At 72.3% G+C, this 11,243-nt stretch carries 10 protein-coding genes; 3 read left to right on the top strand and 7 right to left on the bottom strand.

Annotated elements, in window-relative coordinates:
- Nucleotides 1–97 precede the first annotated feature (97 nt).
- From aztA to ABZ215_RS24470, 3 genes are all read left to right on the top strand, one after another.
- Nucleotides 98–793 (top strand): zinc ABC transporter ATP-binding protein AztA, encoded by a 696-nt coding sequence (gene aztA, locus ABZ215_RS24480; protein WP_354951838.1) that lies wholly within the window; start codon nt 98–100, stop codon nt 791–793.
- A gap of 19 nt (nt 794–812) precedes the next feature.
- Entirely contained in the window at nt 813–1,616 is an 804-nt protein-coding gene (locus ABZ215_RS24475; RefSeq protein ID WP_020422903.1) for a class I SAM-dependent methyltransferase, read from the top strand.
- 63 nt (nt 1,617–1,679) lie between these two features.
- Nucleotides 1,680–2,012 carry an STAS domain-containing protein gene (locus ABZ215_RS24470; RefSeq protein ID WP_354708948.1) on the top strand — a complete coding sequence of 111 codons (333 nt, stop codon included), beginning with the start codon at nt 1,680–1,682 and terminating at the stop codon, nt 2,010–2,012.
- Between the two features lie 69 nt (nt 2,013–2,081).
- Here ABZ215_RS24470 and ABZ215_RS24465 read toward each other — a convergent pair whose 3' ends face one another.
- The 7 genes from ABZ215_RS24465 to ABZ215_RS24435 form a co-directional block, all read right to left on the bottom strand.
- The gene (locus tag ABZ215_RS24465; RefSeq protein WP_020422901.1) at nt 2,082–2,237 is read right to left on the bottom strand and encodes a DUF6131 family protein; all 156 of its coding nucleotides are present in this window, start codon (nt 2,235–2,237) and stop codon (nt 2,082–2,084) included.
- Nucleotides 2,238–2,412: 175 nt separating this feature from the next.
- Nucleotides 2,413–3,993 carry a gamma-glutamyltransferase gene (locus tag ABZ215_RS24460; RefSeq protein WP_354951836.1) on the bottom strand — a complete coding sequence of 527 codons (1,581 nt, stop codon included), beginning with the start codon at nt 3,991–3,993 and terminating at the stop codon, nt 2,413–2,415.
- On the bottom strand, nt 3,993–5,327 hold the full coding sequence (locus ABZ215_RS24455; RefSeq protein ID WP_354708946.1) for an MFS transporter: 1,335 nt from the start codon (nt 5,325–5,327) through the stop codon (nt 3,993–3,995). The genes ABZ215_RS24460 and ABZ215_RS24455 overlap by 1 nt, the downstream gene beginning before the upstream one ends.
- 19 nt (nt 5,328–5,346) lie before the next feature.
- Nucleotides 5,347–6,438: an FAD-binding oxidoreductase gene (locus ABZ215_RS24450; RefSeq protein ID WP_354951834.1), complete on the bottom strand. Its 1,092-nt coding sequence runs from the start codon at nt 6,436–6,438 to the stop codon at nt 5,347–5,349.
- Nucleotides 6,435–7,460 (bottom strand): Gfo/Idh/MocA family oxidoreductase, encoded by a 1,026-nt coding sequence (locus ABZ215_RS24445; RefSeq protein WP_354951832.1) that lies wholly within the window; start codon nt 7,458–7,460, stop codon nt 6,435–6,437. Before ABZ215_RS24445 ends, ABZ215_RS24450 begins: the two co-directional genes overlap by 4 nt.
- A complete protein-coding gene (locus ABZ215_RS24440) occupies nt 7,457–9,109 on the bottom strand; it encodes a hydantoinase B/oxoprolinase family protein (RefSeq protein WP_354951830.1) in 1,653 nt (550 codons plus the stop codon). The genes ABZ215_RS24445 and ABZ215_RS24440 overlap by 4 nt, the downstream gene beginning before the upstream one ends.
- A complete protein-coding gene (locus ABZ215_RS24435) occupies nt 9,106–11,151 on the bottom strand; it encodes a hydantoinase/oxoprolinase family protein (RefSeq protein ID WP_354708940.1) in 2,046 nt (681 codons plus the stop codon). Before ABZ215_RS24435 ends, ABZ215_RS24440 begins: the two co-directional genes overlap by 4 nt.
- Between the last annotated feature and the right edge of the window lie 92 nt (nt 11,152–11,243).

Here is an 11,243-nt window from a genome sequence, read left to right as displayed (position 1 = left end):
AAGCCACCCAACGGGGCAAGAACCCATCAGCCACACCCCATCGCCCTGGGCATCCAGAACATCCCGTCCTGAACATCAACAATCTTATGGAGAACCCATGACCCAAAGCGCCATCCGAACAGGCGCGGCACTCAACAACGTGTCGGCCGGGTACGCACGACAAGTCGTCCTGCACGAGGTCTCCGCGGTCTTCCCCGCGGGCGCCGTCACCGCCCTGGTGGGCGCCAACGGCTCCGGCAAGTCGACCGCACTGAGCGTGCTGGCCGGGATCGTCCGGCCCGCCGCGGGCAGTGTCGAGCGGCCCGCCGGGCGCGCGGCGCTCGTGGTGCAGCACGACGCGGTGCCCGCGCTGCTGCCGGTGACCGTGCGGGAGACCGTCGAGATGGGGCGCTGGGCCGGCCACCCCTGGCGGCGGCTGTCGCGGCATGACCGGGCGGTCGCGGAGCGGTGCCTGACGAGGCTCGGCCTGGATCAAATCGCCGGTCGCCGGCTGTCCGCGCTCTCCGGCGGGCAGCGGCAGCGCGCCCTGGTCGCTCAGGCGCTCGCGCAGGAGACGGACCTTCTCCTGCTCGACGAACCCACCGCGGCGCTCGACGTGCCTGCCCGGGAGACGATTTCCCGGACACTGCGCGAGGTCGCCGACAGCGGTGTGACGGTCGTGCATGCCACGCACGACCTCACCGAGGCCCGAGCCGCCGACCACTGCGTGCTCCTGCGACAGGGGCGGGTTCTCGCCGAAGGGCCCCCGGAAACCGTCCTCAGCCAGGACAATCTGCTCGACGCGTGGCACTGACGACCAGGAAGGAGCAGCCATGAATCCCGAGGCAGCAGCCGGGGTCTTCACCGCGGCCAGATCGGAGTTCGCCGCCTGGTCAGGCCGCCTGTGGCGGCCGCTCGGCGAGATCCTCACCGCGCTGGCGCGGCCACGGCCGGGCGACCGCGTGCTCGACGCCTGCTGCGGCGCCGGCGCCTCCGCCATTCCGGCCGCCCGCGCGGTCGGACCCGACGGCGTGGTCGACGCGATCGACGTCGCCGAAGGGCTGCTCGACGAGGGGCGCCGGGAGGCGGCCGCTCACGGGCTGAGCAACCTGCGCTTCACGGCCGCCGACGTCCTCGCCTGGCCGCACGACGGCTACGACGTCGTGCAGAGCTCGTTCGGCGTGTTCTTCTTCCCGGACATGGACGCGGGCAGCCGCCGCCTCGCCGGGCTGCTCAAGCCCGGCGGCCGGTTCGCGGTGAGCACCTGGCGGGCCGACGGCATGTCCCGCATCGTCCCGATCGGACGCGCCGCCGCGCTGCCGGACCACCCGGAACTGGCGGACGCGCCGCCGCGGCCCAACCACAGCGCCCGCGTCGACACGGCGGACAAGCTCGCCGGCTGGCTGTCGTCGATCGGCCTGCGGGACGTCGAGGTGCGGGAGGTCGCCTACGTGCAGCCGCTGCACCCGGAGGACGCCTGGACGTTCTACCTCGGCTCGGCGATGCGCGGCTTCGTCACCGGCCTGCCCCCCGACGCGCTCGACCGGGTCCGCGCCCGCTTCTTCGACGGGCTGCGCGAAGCCGGGCTCGACACACTCGACGCGGGCACGCTGATCGGTGTCGGACGCCGGCCCTAAACCCCATCGCCGTCATCCCATCCGGTGAATCCGGGCCGAGACCCGTCCCAGGAGTGTTGAACTGTGTTCACACTGTCCGCGGAGGTGGGTGGCGTGGCGGACCGGGCCGAGGTGGAGATCCGGACGGCGGTCGTGGACGACGAGGTCGTGCGCGTGCACGTCTCCGGGGAGGTGGACCTGCTGACGGTCCCGTCGCTGGCCGAGGCGCTGGCCGCGGCCGGGCGGCTCTCGCCCCGGCTCATCGAGGTCGACCTGTCCGCTGTGGACTTCCTGTCGGTGTCCGGCGCCGCCGAGCTGGCCCAGACCGCGGCGCGGATCCCGGTCCAAGTCGGACCGGCCAGCCACGCCTCCAGGGTGGTGCTCGCCGCCGCGGGACTGGACCACCTGCTCGCCTGACAGGACTGTGCCGGTGACAGGACAGTGCCGGCCCCCCGAAGAGGGCCGGCACTCGAAGTGTGGTCCGGATCAGTACCAGTGTGCCCTGCCGCCGACCTTCCGGCCGGTGCCACCGAGGATCGCCAGTGCCGCACCCACGACCAGGAGCACGATCCCGATCGTCCAGATGATGTTGATGCCGGTCAGCAGACCGACGATGAGCAGGATGACGCCAAGAACGATCATGGCAACTCTTTCTGCCTGCAGGACGGGCCGCGCCGCCGGTCCTGCTCCGATGGGGACCGGCCAGCGATACCCGGACGGGTGATCGCGCAAACCCGGTACGCCCCGGTACGAGGCGAAGTTGCTGCGTCGCGACCACACCGTTGCGCCACGTAGACCAAGAGCGTTTGCGAACCGGTCAGTACCCTTCCGCTCCGCCGTTGCGGCGGGGGTCCGCACAGGACCGCAGCGACCCGCCGTCCAGCGTGACGCCCTCGAAGTTGCCGGTCAGCGAATGCCACGGCCCGAGATCACGCAGCCACAGCCCGCGTTCGGCGCAGCGGCGCCGGAACTCGCGGTCCACGCCGGGCGCGAACCCGTGCTCCAGCGTCACGCCCGGCAACCACCCGGCGGCCGGTTCGTGCGGCCGCACCCCGAAGCGCGGCGCCGCCACCGACTCCTCGATGGACATCCCGAAGTCCAGGAGGTTCACCAGGTTCTGCAGCACGCACGCCACCAGCGACACCGACGGCGACCCGGACGCGATGACCGGCACGCCGTCCCGCAGCACCAGGTTGGGCGCCAGGTAGACGGTGGCCCGCTCCCCCGGCCACGGCATGCCGCGCTGGAAGAACGACCCGCCGCCGGAGAGCTGGAACCCCTCCGCGAACAGCCCGTTCACCCACGGCGAGGCCATGTGGGAGTGCGTGACCGAGGCGATGTTGCGCTGCTCGTCCACCACGGTGACGTGGATCGTCCCGGGCACCGGCGTCGGCACGGACGGCGGCAGCGCGCCGAGCCGGTCCATCCGCCGGGCCGCGAAGTCCTTGGACAGCAGCGTTTCCACGTCGGCGGCGGCCGTGCGCGGTGGCGCGTAATACACCTCGTTGTGCACGGCGACCAGCAGGTCCAGCGTGTCCACGCAAGAGTGCGCGGGGCCCGGCAGGTCCACCAGCTCCAGCATGTTGAGCGCCTCGATGAGCTGGCACCCGCCGTCGTCCGGCGGCGCGGACGCCACGACCTCCACGTCCCGGTAGGTGCCACGCAGCGGCTCGGACCACTGCGCCTCGTACGCGGCGAAGTCCTCGGTCGTGATGGCCCCGCCGCCGCGGGCGCACTCGGCGGCGAAGGCCCGCGCGAAATCGCCCAGGTAGTAGTCCAGGTCCTCGTCCCGCAGCCGTTCCAGCGTGCGCGCGACCCGGTCCTGCCGCAGGGTGCCGCCGGGCGCGATCAGGGTGCCGCCCGGCAGGAACGCCTCCCGCGCCTGCTCGTGACACCCGAGTTCGGCGCGGTGCGCGTACATCTCGCCCAACAGGTAGGGGTTGACCGCGAACCCGTCCCGCGCGAGCTGGACGGCGTCCCGCAGCAGCCGATCCCGGGACAGCCTGCCGAACCGGTCATGCGCGGCGCGGAAGGCAGGCCACCAGCCGGGGACGGGGACGCCCCGGCCGGTGGTCAGGTCGGCCCCGGTGAACCCGGGCAGCGGCGCGAGGGGGGCGGCGACGTTGCCGTTGAGGTAGCTCGCCTCGCCGCTCGCGCCGTCCCAGTGCAGCATCTCCAGGCCGCCGGTCAGCGCCGTCATGTGTGGTTCGACCACCAGCTGGGTGGCCGCTGCCGCGAGCGCCGCGTCGGCGGCCGTGCCGCCGTCGCGGAGCACGTCGAGCCCGGCCCGCACCGCGAGCGGGTGCGAGGTGACCACCATGCCGCGCTCGGCCTCCACCGGCTCCTTCGGGCCGTAGGCGGCCGAGCGAGCCAGTTCGTCCGCAGTGCGGGCGTCCATCAGGCCTCCGCCAGCGACTTGCGGCGCTGCTCGTCGACCGCGGCGGGCATCGCGAACAGGGCGACCAGGATCGAGACGGCGCAGATCGCCGTCATGTACCAGCCGAACGCGGCGTTGGTGCCGGTGAGGTCGAACAGCCACACCGCGATCAGGCCCGCGGTCGAGCCCAGCGCGGTGGTGCCGATGTTGTAGTTCAGCGCCGACGCGCTGGCCCGCACCTCGGCCGGGAAACTCATCACGTAGGCCGTCGTCAGCGGTGCGCCGACGAAGTTGTTGATGAAGGTGAACGCGACCACCGCGACCACCGCCAGCCACAGCGAGCCGGACCCGATGGCGAGGAACGTCGGCACGGTCAGCACGACGAACAGGCCGTAGCCGACGACGAGCGGGATCCGCGCGCCGTGCTTGTCGGCGAGCTTGCCGCCCCAGATCGCCGGGATCGGGCCGATCGCGTACGTCAGCAGGGAGGCGAGCAACGCGTTGTTCTCGGCGAAACCGGCCTTCACCATCGCGGTGACGAAGTAGGCCTGGATGACGAACGAGCCGACCCGCTGCCCGGCGCCGAGGCCGATCGCCCGCAGCATCGCGCCCCAGTGCTCGCGCACGGCGGTGCGGAACGGCGTCTGCTTGACCTTGTTCTGCTCGGCCAGCTCCGCCATTTCCTTGAACTGGGGGGTTTCCTCGACGTGACGGCGGATGTAGATGCCGACCAGCGCCATCGGGATCGACAGCAGGAACGGGATGCGCCAGCCCCAGTCGTTGAACGCCTGCGCCGGCATCACCGAGATCACCAGGTAGGACACCAGGGTGGCGAGCAGCGGACCGACCGAAGTGGACGCCACGGACAGCCCGGCGAGGTAGTTGCGCCGGTTGCCGCGCTCGTGCTCGAAGATGAAGTTGGCGGCCGTGGTGTACTCCACGCTCGCCCCGATGCCCTGCAGGACCCGGCAGAACAACAGGATCATCGGCGCCGCGATCCCGATCGCCGCGTAGGTCGGCAGCAGCCCGATGCCCGCGGTGCCGACGCTCATCACCGCGATCGTCAGCAGCAGCACGAACCGGCGGCCCTTGATGTCGGCCAGCGGTCCCAGCACGATCGCCGCCAGCGGCCGCAGCGCGTAGGACAGCACCACGCCCGCGTAGGTCGACAGCAGCGCGGCGGTCGCGTTGCCCTCCGGGAAGAACTGGCGGGAGATGATCACGGCCAGCGTGCCGTAGAGGCCGAAGTCGTAGTACTCGACGACGTTGCCGAGCATCGCGGACATGATCACCTTGCGCCGCGAGCGCAGGTCCGTCGAGGCGGGCGCGGACGCCCGCGTGTCGTGGTCGGTCAACGGATCTCCTTGCGGGGGTTCAGGGCCGGAAGCGGTCCGGCCGGAAGGGCTCCAGCATCGGGTGGGGCTCGCCGGTGCGGATCTCGCCTGCCAGCAGCTCTCCGGCGATCAGGCCGAGCGTGGCGCCGGAGTGGGTGAAGGCGACGTGGCACCGCGGCACGGCGGACAGCTCGCCGAACACCGGCTCGCCGTCGCCGGGGATGGGCTTGCGTCCGAGCTTCCAGGACGCGGCGGTCAGCGTGACCCCGCCGTCCAGGAGCGCGGAGGCCTCGGCGGCGAGTTCCTTGACCACCGACTCGTCGATCGAGCACGTGCCGTCGGCCGCCTCGGTGATCCGGTCCTCGTACCAGTGGTGGTCCAGGGCGAACGTGCCGCCCGGGTTGGGCCGCAGCGCGACGCGCGGGGTGTTCAGCACGGACTTGACGCCGGTCTCGGCGGGTTCGGTGAGCACGAGCATCGACAGCGGGGACGCGTCCGGGATGGTCACGCCCAGCTCCGCGACGACGGCCGGGGTGGCGGCGCCGCAGGCCACCACGACGGCGTCGCCCTCGAACCGCTGTCCGCCCGCGGTGGTCACCCCGGTGGCCACTCCCCCGGCGGTCGTGACGCTCGCCCGGCCTGCGCCGGTGACGATCTCGCCACCGAGCGCGGTGAACTCCGCGGCCAGGTGCTCGATCAGGTGCGGCAGGGACACCCAGCCCTCGCCCGGGTTGTGCACGGCCACCTCGGGGAACGCGGCCGGGTCGAGGCCCGGGTGGCTCGACACCAGCTTGGAGTCGTAGCCGTGCGCGACCTCAGCGCGGTGCCGGTCCCGCATCGCGTCCTCGTCGAGGCTCCAGTGCAGGCCGCCGTCGAAGCGGAGCCACTCGCGGGCGGGGTCCTGCGCGGAGAGCGTCCGGTAGCGGTCGATGCCGGCCATCCGCAGCGCGTGGTAGGCCGCCGAGCGGGTTCCGGCGGAGTTGAGCCAGGACAGCGACCGGCCGGAGGCGCCGTCGGCCAGCTCGCCCTCGGTCACCAGCGTCACCGCCACGCCGTCGCGCTGCAGGTGCGTGGCCGTGGAGACGCCGAGAACGCCCCCGCCCACCACGACGACGTGCTTGCCTGCGGTCATCGGGAAAGATCCCCCTTCTGGGCGTGTGCCCGTTCGATGATGCGAAGGACGTCCACCGCGTCGCGCGGATCGACCGGTGGTTCGCCGCCGGTGGCGATCGCGGTGGCGAGCAGCCGGTAGAACTCGCCGTAGTCCCCGGGTTCCGGCTCGACCCGGCGGGTGTCGCCGCGGACGCCGAGCGTGCCCCAGTTGTCCCGCGGCTCGTGCCCGAACCCGTCGTCGCCGGGCCGGGCGCCGTTCTTCAGCGCGTCCTCCTGCGGGTCCAGGCCGTGTTTCGTGTAGCCGGCCCGGTCGCCGAGGACGTGGAACCGCGGGCCGGGCAGCGCGGCGAGACCGGTCATGAACAGCCGGGACCGGGTGCCGTTTTCGTGGGCCAGCACCAGGAACGTGTCGTCGTCGCCGTCGCCCGCGCCGCGGCGGAGGACGTCGGCGTGCACGTGCGCGACCGGGCCGAACAACTGGATCGCCTGGTCGATCAGGTGGGTGCCGAGGTCGTACAGGATGCCGCCGCCCACGGCCGGGCCCGCGTGCGCCTTCCAGTCGCGTGGCCCCTGCGGCTTCCACCACTCGAACCGGGACTCGAAGGTGTGCACCCGGCCCAGATCACCGTCGTCGATCAGGCGCCGCAGGGTCCGGAAGTCGCCGTCCCAGCGGCGGTTCTGGAACACCGTGAGCACGCGGCCGGCGAGGTCGGCCTGCTCGATCAGCGCCTCGCCCTGCTCGCTGGTCACCGCGAACGGCTTGTCCACCACCACGTGCAGGCCGTGGCCGAGCGCCTCCGCGGCGAGGCCGGCGTGTGTCGCGGGCGGGGTGCCGATCACGACCAGGTCGAGCTCGTGCGCGAACAGCTCGCCGGGGGTCGCCAGGACCGTCGCGTGTGGATACTCGGCGCGGGCTTGTGCTGCGCGCTCCGGGTTTCCGGTGACGATGTAGTCGAGCGAGTATTTCTCGTCGGCGGCGAGGAACGGAGCGTGGAAGATCCGCCCGGACACCCCGAAGCCGATCACGGCGGTGCGGATCACGACTCCACCCCGTACACGGTGCGGGCGCGCTCGGCGGAGATCCGGCCTTCGGCGACGTCCCGGCGCACCTGGTCCGGGTCACGCTCGGACGGCGGCCCGTAGCCGCCCGCCCCGGCGGTCCGGATCGACACGCGGTCGCCGGGCTGCAGGCGGGTGTAGCCGTGCTCGACCGGTTGCGCCCCTTCGGAGAGCTCGACCCCGGCGCTCGCGCCCGGCCCGCCGCCGAACAGGCCCCACGGCTGCGAGCGCTGCCGCGAGGTGTCCAGCCAGAAGTGCACGTCGGACTCCTCGACGCGGACCGTGCGCCGGATGCCCATGCCGCCGCGGGTGCGGCCGTCGCCGCCGGAGTCGTCGATCAGCGCGTACTCCTCGACCACCAGCGGGTACTCGGTCTCCAGGGCCTCCACCGGCAGGTTGCTGGTGTTGGTCATGTGCACCTGCACGCCGTCCATGCCGTCCTTGCCCAGCCGCGCGCCGCAGCCGCCGCCGATCGTCTCCAGGTAGACGAAGTAGCGGCCGGTGCGGCTGTCCACCCCGGAGAAGTGCACGCCGGTGTTGGCGCCATTGCTCGCCGCGGTCACGGTCTCCGGCACCGCATCGGCGAGTGCACCGTGGATCAGGTCGACCACGCGCTGGCAGGTCTCGCTGCGGCCGTTGACGGCGGCGGGTTCGGCGCAGTTGAGCACCGATCCACGCGGGGCGTTGATCGTGACCGGCCGGTGCAGGCCGGCGTTCGGGATGATGTCCGGGTCCACCAGCGTCTTGAGCGAGTAGTAGACCGCCGCGTACAGCGCGGTCCATACGACGTTGACGCTGGCCCGGACCTGCGGCGGCGCCGTGAAGTCGAACGTGACCTCGTCCCCGTGCACGGTGACGGTGACGCCCAGGTCGAGCTCCTCGTCCAGCTCGGGGCAGTCGAAGCGGTCCGCGAAGGTGTAGGTGCCGTCGGGAACCCTCGCGATGGCCGCGCGGGTGCGGCGCTCGGTGTAGTCGAGCAGCGCCGCGGCCGCCGCCACGAGCGTGTCGCGGCCGTACCGCGCGGCCAGCTCGGTGTAGCGGGTGACGGCGAGCCGGTTCGCGGCGATCTGGGCGCGCAGGTCCGCGCGGCGCTCGTGCGGCACCTGGCAGTTGAGCAGGATCAGCTCGAACAGGTCGTTCTGCAGCTCGCCCCGGCGCATCAGCCGCACCGGCGGGATGCGCAGGCCCTCCTGGAAGATGTGCGCGTGGCCGCGGTCGCCGAAGTCGGCGTGGTGGGCCAGGTTCGCCACCCACGCGGTGATCTCGCCGTCCAAGAACACCGGCGACACCAGCACGATGTCGGGCAGGTGCGAACCGCCGCCGGTGAACGGGTCGTTGCCGATGAAGGTGTCGCCCTCCTCGATCGTCCCGGCCGGGTAGCGGCGGGTGATCTCGTCGACGATGCCCATCAGCGAGCCCAGGTGCAGCGGCGAGCCGCCCTCGTCCTGGGCGAGCATCCGGCCCGCGGCGTCGAACAGCGACGCGGTGCAGTCGCGGCGTTCCTTGATGTTGGTCGAGTAGGCCGCGCGCACCAGCGTCTCGCCCATTTCCTCCACAATGGACGACAGCGCGGAGCCGATCACCTCGACCAGCACGGGGTCCTGCATGGTCTTCCCTTCCGTGTGGGTCATCGGCCCACCGTCACGACGAGGTTGCGCAGCTCGTCGACGACGGCGACGTCGCCGGGGAGCAGCAGCGTGGTGGTGTCCATCTGCTCGACGACCGCGGGGCCGTCGATGCGGTGGCCGGGTTCGAGGAGCCTGCGGTCGTACACCGGGCATTCGGTGAACCCGCCGCTTTCGGGCAGGTAGACCTCACGGGTGGCGCGGATCGCGACGCTCGCGTCGGCGTCGCCGAGCGGGGCGCGGTGCAGCTCGGCGCGGGACACCTCGCCGATCGCCCGCAGGCGGAAGGTGACCACCTGGACGGCGTCCTCGGCCGAGGAGTAGCCGTACATCCGCTCGTGCTCGGCGGCGAACCGCTTGGTCAGCTGCGCGACGGTGTCCGCGGTGATCACTCCCTCCGGGACGGGCACCGGCAGCTCGTGGTTCTGGCCCGCGTACCGCATTTCGGCGAACCGCTCGACGCGGCGGCGCTCGGCGGGGACGTTCTCCTCCGCCAGCCAGGCCGTCGCTTCGGCCTCCAGTTCGGCGAACACGCCGGCGACGGTGGTTTCGTCGGGCGGCGAGATGCGGGTGCGCAGGAAGTCGGCGCGGATGTCGGTCATCAGCAGGCCCGCGGCGCACTGCGCGCCCGGTGTCTCCGGCACCAGCACGGTGCGCATGCCCAGCTCGCGGGCCAGGCGCACCGCGTGCAGCGGGCCGGCGCCGCCGAAGGGCACCAGGACGTAGTCGCGCGGGTCGTAACCACGCTGCACGGAGATGACGCGGATGGCGCGGGCCATGTTGGCGGTGATGACGCGCACGATGCCCTGCGCCGCGTCGAGCACGTCCATCCCCAGTGGACCGGCCACTGTGGACACCGCTGCGCGGGCCGCCCCGGCGTCGATCTTCATCTGCCCGTCCAGCAGGTACTCCGGGTTGAGGACCCGCAGCACCACGTTGGCGTCGGTGACGGTCGGCTCGGTGCCGCGGCCGTAACACGCCGGGCCCGGATCGGCGCCCGCGCTGCCCGGGCCGACCTTCAGCGCGCCGCCCGCGTCGATCCACGCGATCGAGCCGCCACCGGCGCCGACGGTGTGGATGTCCAGCATCGGCGCGCGCACCGGCCTGCCGTCGATCTCGGTGCCGCTGGAGGACTTGGGCACGCCGTCCTGGACGAGCGAGACGTCGGAGGAGGTGCCGCCCACGTCGAAGGTGATGATGTCCGGGTAGCCTGCCGCGCGGGCGATCTCGGCCGCGCCGACCACGCCGGTGCTGGGTCCGGAGAGGACCATGCGGGAGGGCATCCGCTCGGCGGTCTCGAACGGGATGATGCCGCCGTTGGACTGCGTGACGTGCGGGGTGGCGCGCAGGCCGAGCTCGCCCAGCCGGGTGCGCAGTTTCGCGAGGTAACGGGCGACCACCGGGCCGAGGTAGGCGTTGACGACCACTGTGGACAGACGCTCGTACTCGCGGAACTCCGGCAGCACCGCCGAGGACACCGAGACGTGCACGCCGGGCAGTTCCTCGGCGAGGATGCGCTCGGCGGTCCGCTCGTGGCCGGGGTCGACGAAGCTGTAGAGGAAGCAGACGGCGACCGCTTCCACGTTCTGCTCACGCAGCTCGCGGGCGAGCGCGCGGACCTGCTCCTCGTCGAGGGGGCGCTCCACCCGGCCGTCGTGGCGGACCCGCTCGTCCACCTCGAGCCGCAGGTCGCGCGGCACCAGGGCGGCCGGCTTGTCGGCCTGCAGGTCGTAGAGCGACGGACGACGGCCGCGCCCCAGTTCCAGCAGGTCGCGGAAGCCGGCGGTGGTGAGCAGGCCGGTGCGCGCGCCGCGCTCGGTGAGCAGCGCGTTGGTGCCGACCGTGGTGCCGTGGGCGAAGTACCCGACGTCGCCGAGGTCGCGTCCGCCGATCTCGTCGAGCAGCTGGGACACGCCCGTCACGATCGCCCGGCCGGGGTCGTCCGGGGTGCTGGACACCTTGCGCACGTAGAGGCGCCCGGTCTGCTCGTCGAGGGCGCAGACGTCGGTGAACGTGCCACCGGTGTCGACGCCGATCCGAAGTGTCATGTGCTGGGCCTCGCTTGAGTGAGAACCTTCTCAGTACCTGTTGGGTGAGAACCTTCTCAGTCGGTAGTAGTCTCAGTCAAGACTTGATTCGC

It is taken from the genome of Amycolatopsis sp. NPDC006131 (genome assembly GCF_040614175.1).
GTDB classification, from domain to species: domain Bacteria; phylum Actinomycetota; class Actinomycetes; order Mycobacteriales; family Pseudonocardiaceae; genus Amycolatopsis_E; species Amycolatopsis_E tucumanensis.
This window is presented reverse-complemented; position numbering and strand designations above follow the sequence as displayed.